Below are 17256 nucleotides of genomic sequence, written 5' to 3'. Positions count from 1 at the left end.
CGATATTTAGATCGTATTCCCAATGAGCAAAAACGCTACCACACGCTCAACAAGACTGTCGAAATCTCGAAACTCGCATTGCCAGACTACCAAGACCGACCAATCCGACTGCTCCAGGAGATTGATCACGGATGCGTCGCGCGCCTGATTCCGGACCACTTTTTGAGACCAAAAATCAACGTTTGACTTTGGCAATCGCCCGAGCCGACAGCCGTGCCCGTGCCAGAAGCAGCCGTGCACGAAGACGATCTTCCGACGACTTGGAAAAACCAAGTCGGGCGAGCCCGGCAGTCGCTTCACGTGCAGGCGATAACGGTACCCTAACGCGTGTAACGCTCGGCGAAGCTGGAGCTCAATTCCAGTATTCTTACTTCCAACCGCGCGCATGATCGCGCTACGTTTTGCCTTCTCAACCTTGTCCATGACGATGCTGCCCTGCAGTTCTGTGACACATCGCGCCTAGTTGCGGCTTTCATGCGATCTTGCACGAATACGGGCGAAAGCGCAGGAGGCGCGCCAAGGCCACCTAACTAAGGTGCATAAATTCGCATCGTCGCGCAGCAAAACGCACGATTTCCGCGCGTCACGAATTGCCCGGAGCCTCGCGCCACGAGGGCCGCCAAGCCTCTCGGCCTGGTGCACTAAAACCGCCCTGCCAAGCGAAGCCCGCAGGCGGGGAGGGGACCGCGCGGCGGCGCAAGGGGAGCCGTTTGCAGTGCTTAGGAAAACGGCGCCGCGACGCGAAAAAATCTGCGGCTACGATCGGAATCCTCGACAACTTATTGGAAACCGAAATGGCAAAACTCTTCCAACGTCGTCCCGAGTACGTCACCTGCCGAAACCACGACTGCGGCCGGTTACTGAAGCTCGCCGACTACCGCTCCTACTCCGACGCAACCACGAATTGTCACTACGTCCCGGATCCGCGACTCGCCGGAGACCGTGTAATGTGCAGCACCTGCGGGCATTACACCGAGTTTTACGGCCCCGCCGAGGACCGGCGAAGCATCGGCCATGCTGAGACTGCATAACCAAGGCGCATAAAAGTGCATAGAGGAATCGGGCCGCCGGTCTCCGCACGATCCGCACCGGGCGGCCCCGAGCGCCTGGCGCTTACTGCATAAAAACCGTTCATTTTTACGGGCAGGTGGGGCGGGGTCACAACTGCGCGGGCCGGGTCTGAATCGTCATCCCAGGAGCAGGGTCCGGCTCTTGGGGTGGCGCCTCAGGCGCGTCAGGCGACCCGCCACGGCCCTGCGACGGGCTGGCCCGACCCCTTGGGTGCATCTAGGCGGCGGCCGCCCTGAGGCGCTCTAATCCGCCGGGGCCGCGCCCAGGCGACGGACGCAAAAAAGCCGCCGGCACCGAAGTGCCCGGCGGCTTTGCTTTGCCAGGTGTGCCCTCGGGCGTCAGCCCTTCGGTATCTCGAAGTCCTTGAACCGCACAACCTCGACGCCGAGCCAGTCGTTCACCTCGCGCACCCGCCCCGCATTGCCTCGCATTTGCCCCTAGTTGCATCGATTTTGCCCCTAGTCCGATTTTTGCGCCGGCCGCGGTCGCCCCTTCCTCTTCTCTCTCTAATTCATTGAAAAAGAAGAAGAAAGAATACGAAGAGAGGCAAGGAATCGACCCAAACGCAATGCCCCGAGTCGTGCCCGTTTTGCCCCCAATCGCGGACGCTGCCTATTTTTTAGGCCCCCAATTAGAAGGGGGCGCCCCGTTTAATTGAGGATCAATAGGGGCAAGGAAATTCATGTCAAATCAACAAGTTACGAGCCATTTTTTGCCCCCCCCCAATCCCCGAGTTGCGCTGCGTGTGCCTCCCCCGCGCCACTACAAAAACGGTGAATCGATGAACACGATCAACCTCGAGCAAGCCGCCGTGCTGCTTGGCGCGCATCCCGAAACGGTGCGTCTGAAAGCGAAGGCCGGCGCGCTGCCTGGTCGGAAGGTCGGCAAGCGCTGCATGTTTTCGACGGTTGCCCTGCAGCGCTACCTCGCCGGAGAATGGATTCCGCGAGTTGTGCAGGGCGACCCGCAGGAGAAATTGGAATCATGTCGCTCTATAAACGCAGTAACAGTCCCAACTGGTATTACCGTCTCACCCCGCCTGGCGGTGGTCCGGTCGTACAGGGCAGCACTGGCACCAGCAACAAAGCCCAGGCGGAAGAGCTTCACGACCGGCCGAAGGTCGATCTGTGGAACCAGGCGCGGCTCGGCCACAAGCCGCGCTACACCGGGAACGACGCGGTCGTGCGCTACATCAGCGACCGCGAAGGGCTGTCGAGCCTGGAGACGTCGAAAACGCACCTACGCTGGCTCGACCAACACCTTTCTGGCGTCGCGCTGGCCGACATCGACCGCAACCGCATCGACGCGATCGCGCTCGCCAAGCGGCGGGAGCCGAAAGTGATCCGCACGAAGGGCGGGATCGTGACCACCGACCAGTGCGTCAGCGCAGGCACCGTGACGCGCGTGGTCGGCGTGCTGAAGGCGGTGCTGAACGCGGCCGTCGAGTGGGAATGGTTGGACCGCGTGCCGGTCACGAAGCGCGCGAAAGTCGTGCAGAAGCGGATCCGCTGGCTGACGCAGACCCAGGCCGAACGGTTGATCGCCGAGCGGCCCGATCACCTGCCCGAGTTGGCGCGCTTCGCGCTGGAGACGGGGCTTCGCCGCTCGAACGTGACCGGGTTGCAGTGGTCGCAAGTCGACCTTGCGCGGCGCGTCGCGTGGATCCACCCGGACCAGGCGAAGGCGCGCAAGGCGATCACGGTGCCGCTGTCGGATACCGCGATCGCCGTGCTGCAGCGCCAGCGCGCGAACCCGCGGGCGCCGGAATACGCGGACAGCGTGTTCACGTATCGCGGCAAGGCGGTCTATCAGACGGCCACGGCCGCATGGGCCAAGGCGCTGCAGCGCGCCGGCCTGCGCGACTTCCGCTGGCACGACCTGCGTCACACCTGGGCGAGCTGGCACGTGCAGCGCGGCACGCCGCTGCAGGTCCTCAAGGAACTGGGCGGATGGGAAACGATGGAAATGGTGCAGCGGTATGCGCACCTGTCGGCGGATCACCTGGCGCAATGGGTCACGCCGCTGACGGCCGAGCCCGCACCGATGCCAGCTGCAATTCAGCTGCAACGAAACTGTGCGACGACGGGAGAAAACCGCTGAGAGCCTGACTAGACTTGGCGCGCCCGGCTGGGATCGAACCAGCAACCCCTGCCTTCGGAGGGCAGTACTCTATCCATTGAGCTACGGGCGCGTGAGACAGTGAAGCGACCCCAATATACAGGCCGCCCACAATTGGCAAGACGGCAAGGATACCCGGTTTCCCATGACGCGTCCACCTTGCCCGCCGAATCCCCGTCGGGGCCCGCTGCGTGCGGGTAAACACGCGCCATCGTGCCGCTCGCCGTGATGTAAACGTTCCGTCTATAATCGTCCGAGCTTCATTGGACTGCCATTTTGCCGTTGCACCGCGCTCACAATTCCTATTCATGGAGACGAGGCAAGCATGAGCGAAGCATCCCACGAATCTCCCGTCAAAACCCCCGGGCAGCTGATTGCCGTCATCATCGCGTCGTTCGCGATTCCGATCGTCCTGATCATCCTGCTCGCCAACTATGCGAACCATGCGCTCCGTTCCGGCGCCGGCACGGACGCACTATCCGACGAGCAGGTCGCCGCGCGTATCGCACCGCTCGCGCAAGTCGACGTGAAGGACGCCAACGCGCCCCGCACGTTCAAGACAGGCGAGGAGGTCTACAAGGCCGTCTGCGTGACCTGCCACGGCACGGGTGCCGCCGGCGCGCCGAAGTTCGGCAACAAGGACGACTGGGCGCCGCGCATCTCGCAAGGCTTCGACACGCTGCTGAAAACGGCCCTGTCCGGCAAGGGCGCGATGCCGCCGCGCGGCGGCACGAGCCCCGACGACGTCAGCGACTATGAAATCGCCCGCGCGATCGTCTACATGGCGAACAACGACGGCGCGAACTTCCCCGAACCGGCCGCACCGGCCGCCAACGCGGCACCCGCCGCCGGCGCCGCCGCATCGGGCGCCGACGCGTCGAACGCGCAGGCCGCCGCCGCGATGGCTGCGATCGCCGCGCTCCCGAAGCCCGGCGAACAGCCCGCCGCCGCACCGGCCAGCGCCGATGCGGCAACCGCCGGCAAGGCGCTGTACACGTCGACCTGCCAGGCCTGCCACGCGGCAGGCGTGCTCGGCGCGCCGAAGTTCGGCAGCAAGGAAGACTGGGCGCCGCGCCTGAAGGACTCGATGGATACGGTCTACAACTACGCGCTGCACGGCAAGGGCGCGATGCCGCCGAAGGGCGGGTCGACCGCGTCGGACGCCGACGTGAAGGCGGCCGTCGACTACATGGTCAACGCGTCGAAGTAACGCCGGCCGGCCAGTAAAAAACCCCCGCGACGCACGCGCATCGCGGGGGTTTTGTTTTGCAGGATCGCCGGGCCGCGTACGCCCGACGGCGCCCGCCGCATCACTTCTGCAGCAACGCCTTCAGGCTCGCGAGCCGGTCCTTCGGCGACATCGGTGCTTCTTCCGGCGTCGGCGGCGGCGCTTCGTCGAGCCCCATCTCGGGGATGAAGCGCGACGGTTCGCACACGACCGTCTCGCGCGCCCGCTTGCGCTTCTTGCACCAGTTCAGGTGCAGGCTGCGCTGCGCGCGCGTGATCGCGACGTACATCAGCCGGCGCTCCTCCTCGATCCGCTCGTTGTCGATCGGGCCGTCGTCCTCGCTGCCGCCGCGGTGCGGCATGATGCCCTCCTCGACGCCGACGAGGAACACGTGCGGATACTCGAGCCCCTTCGACGCATGGACGGTCGACAGCCGCACGGCGTCCGGATCCTCGTCCTTGCCCTCGAGCATCGACATCAGCGCGACGGTCTGGATCAGGCCGAGCAGGTTCTTGCCCGTATCGGCGAGCCCGTCCGCGTTGTGGAAACCTTCGGCCTCGCCGTCGACGGCCGCCGTCTCCGGCTTCGTGCCCTTGCGCTTCAGCCATTCGAGGAATTCGAGTACGTTCTGCCACTTCGACTGCGCCTGCCGCTCGTCGAACGCGTCGTACAGGTAGGCCTCGTAGTGGATCGCTTCCATCATGTCGTCGAGCACGACGGTGGCGGGTTCCTTGTCCGCGCGATCGGTCAGGCGCTGGATGAAGTCGCAGAACATGCGCAGCGGCTCGATCTGACGCGCGGACAGCCGCGCCTCGATCCCGCCCATGTACACGGCTTCGAACAGCGACACCTTGGCCTGGCCCGCGAACGAGCCGAGCGCTTCGAGCGTCGTGTTGCCGATCCCGCGGCGCGGCGTCGTGACCGCGCGGATGAACGCGGGATCGTCGTCGGCGTTCGCGATCAGCCGCAGGTACGCGCACAGATCCTTGATCTCGGCCTTGTCGAAGAACGACTGGCCGCCCGACAGCACGTACGGGATCCGCTCGCGCCGCAGCACCTGCTCGAAGATCCGCGCCTGGAAGTTGCCGCGGTACAGGATCGCGTAGTCGCGGAACTGCGCGCGCCGCTCGAACTTGTGCGCGGACAGCCGGAACACGACCGATTCGGCTTCATGTTCCTCGTCGTTGCACGGCGTGACGGTGATCGAATCGCCCATCCCGTGCTCGGACCACAGCTTCTTCTCGAACAGCTTCGGGTTGTTCGCGATCACGTTGTTGGCGGCGGTCAGGATCCGCACCGTCGACCGGTAGTTCTGCTCCAGCTTGACCAGGTGCAGCTTCGGGAAATCCTTGCCGAGCTGCGCGAGGTTCTCGAGCGTCGCGCCGCGCCAGCCGTAGATCGCCTGGTCGTCGTCGCCGACCGCCGTAAACGCGGCGCGCGGGCCCGCGAGCTGCTTCAGCAGCTCGTACTGGCACGCGTTGGTGTCCTGGTATTCGTCGATCAGCAGGTAGCGCAGCTTGTTCTGCCAGCGGTCGCGCACCTGCTCGTTCTTCGCGAACAGCTCGGCGGGCAGGCGGATCAGGTCGTCGAAGTCGACCGCCTGGTACGCATGCAGCGTCGCGACGTAGTTGCGGTAGACCAGCGCGGCCTGATGCTCGTCCTCGTTGGCCGCGATCGCCATCGCCTCGTCGGGCATGATCAGGCCGTTCTTCCACAGCGAGATGATGCTCTGGATCTTGCGGATCAGCCCCTTGTCGGTCGTGCCGAGCTGCTCCTGGATCATCCCGAAGCAGTCGTCCGAATCCATGATCGAAAACTGCGGCTTCAGGCCGACGTGCTCGGCCTCCTGGCGCAGGATCTGCACGCCGAGCGAGTGGAATGTGCAGACGGTGAGCTGGTTGACGGGTACCTTGCGGCCTTCCTTGCCGGGCGTGGTGAGCGTCTTGCCCTCGAGCAGCTTCCCCACGCGCTCGCGCATTTCGGCGGCCGCCTTGTTCGTGAACGTGACGGCGGCGATGTGGCGCGGCTCGAAACCTTTCGCTTCGATCAGGTGCGCGATCTTCTGCGTGATCACGCGGGTCTTGCCGCTGCCCGCGCCGGCGAGCACGAGACAGGGACCGTCGAGGTAGCGCACCGCTTCGTTCTGGGCGGGATTGAGGCCTGCGGACATGATGGCGGATGGTGTTGCGGTTGACGGCGGAGCGCCGGGAGGATGCCGTGCGCGGCAGGCTGGCGAAGCAGGCAGACCGCAGGCAGGACGCGCATGTTAACACGTCGGCGGCGCGCATTTCGGGAGCGCCGCCGGACGGGGCCGAGCGGGCGTACCGCCCGGCCGCACCCTGTCCGTTCGGCCAATCCGGCCCCGTTCGCGCATCGATCGGCCACAATATGCACACCCTCGGCGGCGCCTCGCGCCAGCCCGCATCAACCACCGGATCGACACCATGGGATACCCGCTCGCCACCGCCGCTCTCGGCCCGCTGCTGTTCGCGCAGGGGCGCTACGTGCGTCGCGTCACGCCGCGGCTGCCCGAGGCGGCCGGCCCGCGCGAGGGGGTTGCCGGCGACGGCCCGCCGCTGCGCGTGCTGGTGGTCGGCGATTCGGCCGCCGCGGGCGTCGGCGTCGCGACGCAGCACGACGCGCTGTCCGGGCACCTGGCGCGTGCGCTGGCGGCCACGCACCGCGTGAGCTGGAAGCTGCTCGCGCGCACGGGCCTCACCACGCGGGAGCTCGTCGACTGGCTGGCCGCCGAGCCGGCCGAACCGTTCGACGTGGCCGTGACGTCGCTCGGCGTCAACGACGTGACGGGCGGCGTGCCGCCGGCCCGCTGGCAGGCGCAGCAGGCCGAACTCGTCCGGCTGCTCGCCGGGCGCTTCCAGGTCGGGCACGCGATCCTGTCGGCGGTGCCGCCGATGGAGCGCTTTCCGGCGCTGCCGCAGCCGCTCGCGTGGTATCTCGGGCGGCGCGCGAAGCGGCTCAACGCCGCGCTCACCGGCTGGGCCGCCACGCAGCCGCACTGCACGTTCCTGCGGGTGGCGCTGCCGCTCGAACGCCACCTGATGGCCGCCGACGGCTTCCATCCAGGCGAAGCCGCCTGCGCCGTCTGGGCCGAGCAGGTCGCGGCCGCCGTGCTGCGGCGGGCACCCGCGTGACGCGGCACGACGCCCGCGCACCGACCGCCCGCCGCGCCACCGGGCAGCCGGCCATGTGCACCCGGCGCGCGGGCCTGCGCAAAATGCCGGCTTCCCTTGTGCACGCGCCGCGCCCTCCCGCGCGTTTCGCCCAACGCCCCGGTGCAAGCGGCGGCGCCATGCCAAAATAGCCGGTCGTCTTCGCGCCGCCTCGGCGCGCCATCCTTTAGTTTCCTTCGTAGCCAGGGATTGCCATGTCGTCATTGCTCAGGATTGGTTTGATGGGTTTCGGTTTCGCCGGCGCGACGTTCCACGCGCCCGTGATCGCCACGAGCGGCCGCACCGAAGTGGCCGCGATCGCGACGGGTCAGCCCGAGCGCGCGCAAGCCGCGTACCCGGGCGCGCGCGTCGTCCCCGACCTCGACGCGCTGCTCGGCCTCGACGACATCGAGTGCGTGGTGATCGCCACGCCGAACGACACGCACTTCACGCTCGCCCGCAAGGTGCTCGAAGCCGGCCGGCACGCGGTCGTCGACAAGCCCGTCACGCTCACCGCCGACGAGGCGCTCGCGCTCGCCCGGCTCGCGAACGCGCGCAGCCGGCTGTTCGCGCCGTTCCACAACCGCCGCTGGGACGGCGATTTCCTCACCGTGCGCCGCGTCGTCGAATCGGGCGAGCTCGGCCGCCTGACCTACTTCGCATCGCACTTCGACCGCTTCCGGCCGACGCCGCGCACGCGCTGGCGCGAGGAGCCCGCCCGCGGCGGCGGCCTGCTGCTCGACCTCGGCCCGCACCTGATCGATCAGGCGCTCGCGCTGTTCGGCCTGCCGGAAACGGTGGCCGCGACCGTCAAGACGCGCCGCGAGAACGGCACGGCACCCGACTTCGTGCACCTGCTGCTCGGTTATCCGGACAAGGACGTCGCGCTGCATGCGAGTGCGCTGTCGGCGATCGAACCCGCGCGCTTCACGCTGCACGGCACGCGCGGCAGCTACCAGAAGTTCGGGCTCGACACGCAGGAGGACCAGCTCAAGGCCGGCCTCACCGCGGACGACGTCGAATTCGGCGGCGGCAACCCGCCCGGCCTGTTGCGCGTGCTCGACGGCGACCTCGAGGTCGAGCGCCCGGTGCCGACGCTCGACGGCCAGTACGCGGAGTTCTACCGCGCGCTCGCCGCATCGATCCGCGACGGCGCGCCGTTCCCGGTCACCGCGCAGGACGCCGTCGACGTGATGACGATCATCGAGCTGGCCGCGCAGAGCGAGCACGACGGCCGCCGGCTGCCGTTCGTACGTCGCACGGTCTGACACCGCGCGCCGGCCGGTTGCGGCCGGCCGGCACGCCGCGCTTGGATCAATCGGAACATTCGGTTACAAATGCCGGGGGAACGAAAGTCAGCGGGTGACCGGTCTGACGCGTTTCTTAAAAAAAGTCGATCCGACACCAATCCGTCAGGAGAATGTTGATGCAACGGTTGATTCGCGCGGCAGTGTGCTGCGCCCTGGTTTCCTCGCTCGCGGCCTGTATCGTGCAGCCGCAGCAACCGGTCCGTCCGGCCCCCCCGCCGCGGCCGAATCCGCAAGTCGTCGCGAACGAGCGGATGCAACAGATCCAGGGCCGGATCGACAACCTGCACCGCCGCATCGATGCGCGCGTGAACGGCGGCTACTATCCGCCGCCCTATGGCGCGCAGCTTCACCATCGCCTCGACGTGATCCGCCAGGAAGCGAACGACATGTCGGCGCAGCACAGCGGCGGCCTGTCCGGCGACGAGCAGCGCGTGCTGAACCAGGAACTCGACACGGCCGCGCGCGCGATCGGCGAGTAACGCACCGGCGCCCGCCGGAGCGGAAAAAGCGGCGGCACGCGCTGCCGCCGCTTGTCGCGAAGCGACATTCTTTTGCTCAAATTGACAAGGCCAACCTGCTCGCGTACAGTCGCCCGCACGCGTCGGGAGAGCGTGTGACCGCGTTGCTGAAACGCCGGTCGCGCCGCCGAAGGGGCACACCCGCAAACTCTCAGGCAAAAGGACCGACCGCGTCGGGGAATCCCGTCCGCGCATTGCGCGGGCCGCACTCCCCGCACTCTGGAGAGCGGCAGTAGCCCGCTGCGCACATGCTGCGCGGGCAAGCTGCCCACCGAAGGGGCGCGCGTTCACCGGGCTTGGCCCGCAACGCAATCTCTCAGGTATCGAGGACAGAGGGGCATGTACCGGATCGCTCGCGCGCCATGCGCCGCGGCGGACGGCACATGGCCGTTCTGATCCGCGCGCAAGCGCCTTGCCTGAGGCCTCGATGACTGCACTGAATCACACCCCGCTCAACGCCGCGCACCGCGCGCTCAATGCCCGCATGGTCGACTTCGGCGGCTGGGACATGCCCGTCAACTACGGCTCGCAGATCGAAGAACATGAAGCCGTGCGCACCGACGCCGGCATGTTCGACGTGTCGCACATGTGCGTCGTCGATTTCACCGGCAGCCGCGTGCGCGCGTTCTTCGAGCATGCGATCGCGAACAACGTCGGCAAGCTCAAGACGCCCGGCAAGGCACTCTACTCGTGCCTGCTCAATCCGCAGGGCGGCGTCATCGACGACCTGATCGTCTATTACTTCACCGAAGACTTCTTCCGCGTCGTCGTCAACGCCGGCACCGCCGAGAAAGACATCGCGTGGTTCAACCAGCTGAACGAGCAAGGCGGCTACGGCCTCACGATCGCGCCGCGCCGCGATTTCGCGATCGTCGCCGTACAGGGCCCGAACGCCCGCGAAAAGGCCTGGGCGACGGTGCCCGCCGCGCGCGCCGCGACGAGCGAACTGAAGCCGTTCAACGCCGCGCAGGTCGCCGGCACGCCGTTCGGCGATCTCACCATCGCGCGCACCGGCTATACCGGTGAAGACGGCTTCGAGGTGATCGTCCCGGCCGTGCACGTCGAAGCGCTGTGGCACGCACTGCAGCAAAACGGCGTGCGCCCGTGCGGGCTCGGCGCGCGCGACACGCTGCGCCTCGAGGCCGGCATGAACCTGTACGGCCAGGACATGGACGACAACGTCTCCCCGCTCGACGCGGGCCTCGCATGGACGGTCGACCTCAGCGCGCCGCGCGACTTCGTCGGCCGCGCCGCGCTCGAGCGCGACGGCTCGCGCGCCGCATTCGTCGGCCTGATCCTGCAAAAGGAAAACGGCAAGGCGGGCGGCGTGCTGCGCGCACACCAGAAGGTCGTCACGCCGCACGGCGAAGGCGAAATCACGAGCGGCACGTTCTCGCCGTCGATGCAGGAATCGATCGCGTTCGCACGCGTGCCGGCAGCCGTCCAGATCGGCGACACGATCCAGGTGCAAATTCGAGACAAGAATCTTCCCGCGCGCGTGGTAAAACTGCCGTTCGTGCGCAACGGCAAGGTCCTCGCTGCGTAACGGCCGGGGGGCCTGCCTCCCGGGAAGCCGGGAGATGGCGCCCGGCGCAACCACACCCGGCGTGCCCCGGTGGCGCGCCAGCAAAACGAACAAACCCCTTTTATCAGGAGCATCCGATGAGCAACGTCCCGGCCGATCTGAAGTACACCGACGAACACGAGTGGATCCGCACTGAAGCCGACGGCACGCTGACGATCGGCATCACCGATCACGCGCAGAACACGCTCGGCGACATCGTTTTCCTCGAACTGCCGCCCGTCGGCAAGCAAGTGAAGGCAGGCGACGCGATCGGCGTCGTCGAATCCGTGAAAGCCGCGTCGGACATCTATTCGCCGGTGTCGGGCGAGGTGGTCGCGATCAACGCGGACGCAGTCGACACGCCGGAAGAGGTGAACAGCGACGCGTACGACACGTGGCTGTTCAAGGTCAAGCTCGCGGCCGGCGCATCGACCGACAGCCTGCTCGACGCTGCCGCCTACTCCAAGCTGATCGACTAATTTCCTTACCCGAACCGCGCGGGGCCGGTCAGCCGCCCCGTCCCGCGCGGGACCAGAGTCACGCCATGAAGCTCGAACACCCGGACCGCCTGATGAACCGCACGCCCCTCTCGCTCGCCGCGCTCGAAACGCACGACGCGTTCGCCGAACGCCACATCGGCCCCGACGCCGCCAGCCAGCAGGCCATGCTCGACACGCTCGGCTTTGCGTCGCGCGCCGCCCTGATGGACGCCGTGATCCCGGCCTCGATCCGCCGCGCCGAAACGCTGCCGCTCGGCCCGTTCGCGCAGCCGAAGAGCGAGGCCGAAGCCCTCGCCGCGCTGCGTGTTCTCGCGGACAAGAACCAGGTGTTCCGCTCGTATATCGGTCAGGGTTACCACGACACGCACACGCCGGCCGTCATCCTGCGCAACGTGCTCGAAAACCCGGCTTGGTACACGGCCTACACGCCGTACCAGCCCGAAATTTCCCAGGGTCGCCTCGAGGCGCTCCTGAACTTCCAGCAGATGGTGGCCGACCTCACGGGCCTCGCGATCTCGAACGCGTCGCTGCTCGACGAGGCCACCGCCGCGGCCGAAGCGATGACGCTGCTGCAGCGCACCGGCAAGCCGACGTCGAACGTGTTCTACGTTGCCGACGACGTGCTGCCGCAGACGCTCGAAGTGATCCGCACGCGCGCGCTGCCGGTCGGCATCGAAGTCAAGACGGGCCCGGCCGCCGACGCCGCACAAGCCAACGCGTTCGGCGTGCTGCTGCAATACCCGGGCGTGAACGGCGACGTGCGCGACTACCGCGCGCTCACCGACGCGATCCACGCAGCCGGCGGCCACGTGGTGGTCGCGGCCGACCTGCTCGCGCTCACCGTGCTGACGCCGCCCGGCGAATGGGGCGCGGACGTCGCGATCGGCAACACGCAGCGCTTCGGCGTGCCGATGGGCTTCGGTGGCCCGCACGCCGCGTATCTCGCGGTGCGCGACGAATTCAAGCGCCAGATGCCGGGCCGCCTCGTCGGCGTGACCGTCGACGCGCAGGGCAAGCCCGCGCTGCGCCTCGCGCTGCAGACGCGCGAACAGCACATCCGCCGCGAGAAGGCGACGTCGAACGTGTGTACCGCGCAGGCGCTGCTCGCGATCATGGCCAGCATGTACGCGGTCTACCACGGTCCGCACGGGCTGAAGACGATCGCGCTGCGCGTGAACCGCATCGCGGCGCTGCTCGCCGCCGGCGTGAAGCAGCTCGGCTTCGCGACCGTCAACGACACGTTCTTCGACACGCTGACGATCGACACCGGCGCGCGCACCGCGCAGGTTCATGAATTCGCGAAGGCGAAGCGCATCAACCTGCGCCGCGTGAGCGACACGCAAGTCGGCGTGTCGGTCGACGAAACGACGACGCGCGACGACCTCGCCGATCTACTCGCCGTGTTCGCGCAGGCAGCCGGCGGCACCGCACCGGCCGTCGACGCGCTGGACGCGGGCCTCGGCGGCGTCGCCGCGCTGCCGGCCGGCCTCGAGCGCACGAGCGCGTACCTGACGCACCACGTGTTCAACCGCCACCATTCCGAAACCGAAATGCTGCGCTACCTGCGCAGCCTGTCGGACAAGGATCTCGCGCTCGACCGCTCGATGATCCCGCTCGGCTCGTGCACGATGAAGCTGAACGCGACGTCGGAAATGCTGCCCGTCACGTGGCCCGAATTCGGCGGCATCCACCCGTTCGCACCGGCCGAGCAGACCGTCGGCTACCGCGAGATGATCGACCAGCTCGAGCAGATGCTCGTCGCGGCCACCGGCTACGCAGCCGTGTCGCTGCAGCCGAACGCGGGCTCGCAGGGCGAGTACGCGGGCCTGCTGATCATCCACGCGTACCACGCATCGCGCGGCGAAAGCCACCGCGACATCTGCCTGATCCCGGCGTCCGCGCACGGCACGAACCCGGCATCCGCGCACATGGCCGGCATGAAGGTCGTGGTCGTCGCGTGCGACGCGCAGGGCAACGTCGACATCGCGGACCTGAAGGCGAAGGCCGACGAGCACTCGAAGGACCTCGCGGCGATCATGATCACGTATCCGTCGACGCACGGCGTGTTCGAGCAGAACGTCCGCGAGATCTGCGAGATCGTCCATGCGCACGGTGGCCAGGTGTACGTCGACGGCGCGAACATGAACGCGATGGTCGGCCTGACCGCACCGGGCCAGTTCGGCGGCGACGTATCGCACCTGAACCTGCACAAGACCTTCTGCATCCCGCACGGCGGCGGCGGCCCGGGCGTCGGCCCGGTCGCGGTCGGCGCGCACCTCGCGAAGTTCCTGCCGAACCAGCGTTCGACCGGCTACTCGCGCGACGAAAACGGCATCGGCGCGGTGTCGGCCGCCCCGTACGGCTCGGCGTCGATCCTGCCGATCTCGTGGATGTACATCGCGATGATGGGCGCGAAGAACCTGACCGCCGCGACGGAAACCGCGATCCTCAACGCGAACTACATCGCGAAGCGTCTCGCGCCGCACTACCCGGTGCTGTACTCGGGCCCGGGCGGGCTGGTCGCGCACGAATGCATTCTCGACCTGCGTCCGATCAAGGAAACGAGCGGCATCAGCGTCGACGACGTCGCGAAGCGCCTGATGGACTACGGCTTCCACGCGCCGACGATGAGCTTCCCGGTGCCGGGCACGCTGATGGTCGAGCCGACCGAATCGGAATCGCAGGAAGAGCTCGACCGCTTCATCGCCGCGATGATCGCGATCCGCGACGAAATCCGCGCGGTCGAGGAAGGCCGCGCCGATCGCGAGGACAACCCGCTGCGTCACGCGCCGCACACGGCGGCCGTCGTCACCGCGAACGAATGGCCGCACGCGTACTCGCGCGAGCAGGCTGCGTACCCGGTCGCATCGCTCGGCACGAACAAGTACTGGCCGCCGGTCGGCCGCGCGGACAACGTCTACGGCGACCGCAACCTGTTCTGCTCCTGCGTGCCGATGTCGGAATACGCATAACGCGCGCCAGGTCCGGAGCCGTCCGATGGTGATCGCACCGCACGCAACTCCGTGTTGCGTGCGGTTTTTGCGTTCGCCGCTCGAACCGGTTCACGTTCGTCCGCCAATCCGGCTAACATCACACGCGATCCAGCCAATGAAGGAGTTCCGCATGGTGCGTCCGATGTTTCCGGGCCATGGTGCAATGCAGGGGCGGCCGCGCACGCATGCGCGCCGCTTCGTGCCGATGCTCGTCGCGTCCTTGTCGTTCGCCGCTGCCGGCCTCGGCGCGGCCGGCAGCGCGCGCGCGGCGATGAATTTCTGCGCGGCGCCGGCACTGCAGGCGAGCGAGACAACGCAGGCCGAGCCGGGCGTGCAGGCGCTGATCCGCAGCGTCGACGCGCGCATCGGCGAGCAGCCGAAGGCGATGCCGCGCGTGCACACCGAGGGCACGCTGCCGCACGAAGGTATCTACGACCAGAGCGCGGCCGCGCTGAAGGACCTCGACCTGATGCGCGACGCGGCGCTCGCGTGGCGCGTGACGAACGCACCGCGCTATCTGCAGCTCGTCGACCGGTTCCTGTCCGCGTGGGTCGCGACCTACCAGCCGAGTTTCAATCCGATCGACGAGACGCGCTTCGAAAGCCTGATCGTCGCGTACGACATGACGGCGAGCGCGCTGCCGGTGAAGACCCGCAACGCGACGGCCGCGTTCATCGCGAAGCTCGGCGCCGGTTATGTCGCGCAGATCGATGCGCAGAAGCGCCCGCTCACCGGCACGTGGCGCAACAACTGGCAAAGCCACCGGATCAAGCTGATCGCGCTGTCCGCGTTCACGCTCGGCGACCGCAAGATGATGAACGCCGCGCAGCGGCTGTTCGTCGAGCATCTCGCCGACAACATCGGCCCGGACGGCAAGACGTGGGACTTCGAGGAGCGCGATGCGCTGCACTACGCCGTCTACGACCTGCAGCCGCTGGTGACGGCCGCGCTCGCCGCGCGCCGCTTCAACCGCAACTGGCTGCGCGAACGGGGCGCGAACGGCGCGACGCTCGCCGCCGCGCTCGACTGGCTCGTGCCCTATGCGCTCGGCGAGAAGACTCACGAGGAATTCGTGAATTCGCCGGTGCCGTTCGACGCGAAGCGTCGCGAGGCCGGCCTGCCGGGCTACACGGGGCAGTGGGACCCGAAAAACGCCACCGAACTCTTTCATCTGGCCGCGCGGCTCGACGGGCGTTATGCCCGCGTCGCGCAGCAACTCTCCCCAACGCCGCCCGCATGGCTCGCCGCGTGCCTGCCATTGCAGGCGCGCTAGTACTACTCTTAAAGCAAGGCAGGAATCGAAATGGCAGTCAGCGTGTTTGACCTCTTCAAGATCGGCATCGGCCCGTCCAGCTCGCATACGGTCGGACCCATGCGCGCGGCGCTGATGTTCGTCCAGAGCCTCGAGCGCGACGGGCTGCTCGACGCGACCGCCCACGTGAAGGTCGAGCTGTACGGCTCGCTCGGCGCGACCGGCAAGGGCCACGGCACCGACCGCGGCGTGATGCTCGGCCTGCTCGGCGACGCGCCCGACACCGTCGATCCCGAAACCATCGACGTGCGGCTTGAAGAAGTCCGCAAATCGAAGAAGCTCGCGCTGCTCGGCACGCATCCGGTGCCGTTCGTGCTGAAGGAGAACATCGCGTTCTACCGCCAGGCGCTGCCCGAGCACCCGAACGGCATGAAGCTGCGCGCGAGCGACGCGAACGGCGCGGTGCTGATCGAGCGCACCTACCTGTCGGTCGGCGGCGGCTTCGTCGTGACGGCCGGCGCGCCGAACACGAAGGTGCTGAGCGCGGCCGAGCAGATGACGCACCCGTTCCGCACCGGCGCGGAGCTGCTCGCGCTGACCGAATCGACCGGCAAGTCGATCGCGCAGCTGATGTGGGAAAACGAGCGCGCGTGGCACACCGAGGACGAGACGCGCGACGGGCTGCTGAAGATCTGGGCCGTGATGCAGTCGTGCGTGTCGCGCGGCTGCGGGATCGGCAACCCCGATGCCGACGGCAACCTGCCCGGCCCGTTCCAGGTCAAGCGCCGCGCGCCGCAACTGTACCGCACGCTGACGGGAAGCCCGGAGCGCGCGCTGCAGGACCCGCTGTCGATGATCGACTGGATCAACCTGTATGCGATCGCGGTCAACGAGGAAAACGCGGCAGGCGGCCGCGTCGTCACCGCGCCGACCAACGGCGCGGCCGGCATCATCCCGGCCGTGCTGCACTACTACACGCGCTTCACGCCCGGCGCGAACGAACAGGGCGTGATCGACTTCCTGCTGACGGCCGCCGCGATCGGCATTCTTTACAAGCTCAACGCGTCGATCTCGGGCGCGGAAGTCGGCTGCCAGGGCGAAGTGGGCGTCGCGTGCTCGATGGCGGCCGGCGCGCTCGCGGCCGTGCTCGGCGGCACGCCGCACCAGGTCGAGAACGCGGCCGAAATCGGGATGGAACACAACCTCGGCCTCACCTGCGACCCGGTCGGCGGGATGGTGCAGATCCCGTGCATCGAGCGTAACGCGATGGCGTCGGTGAAGGCCGTCAACGCGGCGCGCATGGCGCTGCGCGGCGACGGCTCGCACTACGTGTCTCTCGACTCCGTGATCAAGACGATGCGCGAGACGGGCGCCGACATGAAGACGAAGTACAAGGAAACGTCGCGCGGCGGCCTCGCGGTCAATATCGTCGAGTGCTGATGCGGTAACGGCGGCGCGCTCGCTCGTTGCGTCGCGCCGTCAACCTGTTCGTTCCGACACTATTCAGCGCCCCGCCAACGGGCGTAAGCTGT

At 67.6% G+C, this 17256-nt stretch carries 12 protein-coding genes, 1 tRNA gene, 1 pseudogene and 2 riboswitches; of the genes and pseudogenes, 11 read left to right on the top strand and 3 right to left on the bottom strand.

Annotated features, from left to right (window positions below):
* Positions 1-6: 6 nt before the first annotated feature.
* A complete protein-coding gene (locus H3H55_RS00755; RefSeq protein ID WP_193097423.1) occupies positions 7-423 on the bottom strand; it encodes a very short patch repair endonuclease in 417 nt (138 codons plus the stop codon).
* Positions 424-1753: 1330 nt separating this feature from the next.
* Between H3H55_RS00755 and H3H55_RS37740 the strand changes: the two are divergent.
* Positions 1754-1990, top strand: a pseudogene (locus H3H55_RS37740) (helix-turn-helix domain-containing protein); the annotation flags it as partial.
* Positions 1991-2055: 65 nt separating this feature from the next.
* The gene (locus H3H55_RS00750) at positions 2056-3171 is read left to right on the top strand and encodes a tyrosine-type recombinase/integrase (RefSeq protein WP_193097422.1); all 1116 of its coding nucleotides are present in this window, start codon (positions 2056-2058) and stop codon (positions 3169-3171) included.
* A 15-nt stretch (positions 3172-3186) separates the two neighbouring features.
* Here H3H55_RS00750 and H3H55_RS00745 read toward each other — a convergent pair.
* Positions 3187-3262, bottom strand: a tRNA-Arg gene (locus H3H55_RS00745).
* A 252-nt stretch (positions 3263-3514) separates the two neighbouring features.
* Between H3H55_RS00745 and H3H55_RS00740 the strand changes: the two genes are divergently transcribed.
* A complete protein-coding gene (locus tag H3H55_RS00740) occupies positions 3515-4399 on the top strand; it encodes a c-type cytochrome (RefSeq protein ID WP_193097421.1) in 885 nt (294 codons plus the stop codon).
* A 100-nt stretch (positions 4400-4499) separates the two neighbouring features.
* Here the strand turns inward: H3H55_RS00740 and H3H55_RS00735 are convergent, their stop codons facing one another.
* Positions 4500-6587 (bottom strand): UvrD-helicase domain-containing protein, encoded by a 2088-nt coding sequence (locus tag H3H55_RS00735; protein WP_193097420.1) that lies wholly within the window; start codon positions 6585-6587, stop codon positions 4500-4502.
* 274 nt (positions 6588-6861) lie between these two features.
* Here H3H55_RS00735 and H3H55_RS00730 point away from each other — a divergent pair, with 274 nt between their 5' ends.
* The 8 genes from H3H55_RS00730 (at position 6862) to H3H55_RS00695 (ending at position 17164) form a co-directional block, all read left to right on the top strand.
* Positions 6862-7569, top strand: a complete 708-nt coding sequence (locus tag H3H55_RS00730) for an SGNH/GDSL hydrolase family protein (RefSeq protein ID WP_193097419.1) — start codon at positions 6862-6864, stop codon at positions 7567-7569.
* A 233-nt stretch (positions 7570-7802) separates the two neighbouring features.
* Positions 7803-8855: an oxidoreductase gene (locus H3H55_RS00725; RefSeq protein WP_193097418.1), complete on the top strand. Its 1053-nt coding sequence runs from the start codon at positions 7803-7805 to the stop codon at positions 8853-8855.
* A gap of 158 nt (positions 8856-9013) precedes the next feature.
* Positions 9014-9376 carry a hypothetical protein gene (locus H3H55_RS00720; RefSeq protein ID WP_048247837.1) on the top strand — a complete coding sequence of 121 codons (363 nt, stop codon included), beginning with the start codon at positions 9014-9016 and terminating at the stop codon, positions 9374-9376.
* Between the two features lie 113 nt (positions 9377-9489).
* Positions 9490-9593, top strand: a riboswitch (glycine riboswitch).
* A gap of 31 nt (positions 9594-9624) precedes the next feature.
* Positions 9625-9758: riboswitch (glycine riboswitch) on the top strand.
* An 84-nt stretch (positions 9759-9842) separates the two neighbouring features.
* Positions 9843-10961 carry a glycine cleavage system aminomethyltransferase GcvT gene (gene gcvT / locus H3H55_RS00715; RefSeq protein WP_129513403.1) on the top strand — a complete coding sequence of 373 codons (1119 nt, stop codon included), beginning with the start codon at positions 9843-9845 and terminating at the stop codon, positions 10959-10961.
* A gap of 116 nt (positions 10962-11077) precedes the next feature.
* Positions 11078-11458 carry a glycine cleavage system protein GcvH gene (gene gcvH / locus H3H55_RS00710; RefSeq protein ID WP_048247841.1) on the top strand — a complete coding sequence of 127 codons (381 nt, stop codon included), beginning with the start codon at positions 11078-11080 and terminating at the stop codon, positions 11456-11458.
* A gap of 65 nt (positions 11459-11523) precedes the next feature.
* Complete coding sequence (gene gcvP / locus H3H55_RS00705; RefSeq protein WP_193097417.1) at positions 11524-14451, top strand: aminomethyl-transferring glycine dehydrogenase; 2928 nt, start codon at positions 11524-11526, stop codon at positions 14449-14451.
* Positions 14452-14602: 151 nt separating this feature from the next.
* A complete protein-coding gene (locus H3H55_RS00700; protein ID WP_048247844.1) occupies positions 14603-15745 on the top strand; it encodes an alginate lyase family protein in 1143 nt (380 codons plus the stop codon).
* 30 nt (positions 15746-15775) lie between these two features.
* A complete protein-coding gene (locus H3H55_RS00695; protein WP_193097416.1) occupies positions 15776-17164 on the top strand; it encodes an L-serine ammonia-lyase in 1389 nt (462 codons plus the stop codon).
* Positions 17165-17256: the final 92 nt, after the last annotated feature.

Origin of the sequence: Burkholderia sp. Z1 (assembly GCF_014893795.1) — a bacterium.
Taxonomy (GTDB): Bacteria; Pseudomonadota; Gammaproteobacteria; order Burkholderiales; family Burkholderiaceae; genus Burkholderia; species Burkholderia theae.
The sequence above is the reverse complement of the archived record's forward strand: the minus strand, read 5'-3'. Positions and strand labels throughout refer to the sequence as shown.

Coding starts and splice junctions, on each gene's coding strand:
- H3H55_RS00695 (WP_193097416.1), top strand. CDS start 15,776: ATGGCAGTCAGCGTGTTTGACCTCTTCAAGATCGGCATCGGCCCGTCC.
- H3H55_RS00755 (WP_193097423.1), bottom strand. CDS start 423: ATGGACAAGGTTGAGAAGGCAAAACGTAGCGCGATCATGCGCGCGGTT.
- gcvH (WP_048247841.1), top strand. CDS start 11,078: ATGAGCAACGTCCCGGCCGATCTGAAGTACACCGACGAACACGAGTGG.
- H3H55_RS00740 (WP_193097421.1), top strand. CDS start 3,515: ATGAGCGAAGCATCCCACGAATCTCCCGTCAAAACCCCCGGGCAGCTG.
- H3H55_RS00720 (WP_048247837.1), top strand. CDS start 9,014: ATGCAACGGTTGATTCGCGCGGCAGTGTGCTGCGCCCTGGTTTCCTCG.
- H3H55_RS00725 (WP_193097418.1), top strand. CDS start 7,803: ATGTCGTCATTGCTCAGGATTGGTTTGATGGGTTTCGGTTTCGCCGGC.
- gcvP (WP_193097417.1), top strand. CDS start 11,524: ATGAAGCTCGAACACCCGGACCGCCTGATGAACCGCACGCCCCTCTCG.
- H3H55_RS00700 (WP_048247844.1), top strand. CDS start 14,603: ATGGTGCGTCCGATGTTTCCGGGCCATGGTGCAATGCAGGGGCGGCCG.
- gcvT (WP_129513403.1), top strand. CDS start 9,843: ATGACTGCACTGAATCACACCCCGCTCAACGCCGCGCACCGCGCGCTC.
- H3H55_RS00730 (WP_193097419.1), top strand. CDS start 6,862: ATGGGATACCCGCTCGCCACCGCCGCTCTCGGCCCGCTGCTGTTCGCG.
- H3H55_RS00750 (WP_193097422.1), top strand. CDS start 2,056: ATGTCGCTCTATAAACGCAGTAACAGTCCCAACTGGTATTACCGTCTC.
- H3H55_RS00735 (WP_193097420.1), bottom strand. CDS start 6,587: ATGTCCGCAGGCCTCAATCCCGCCCAGAACGAAGCGGTGCGCTACCTC.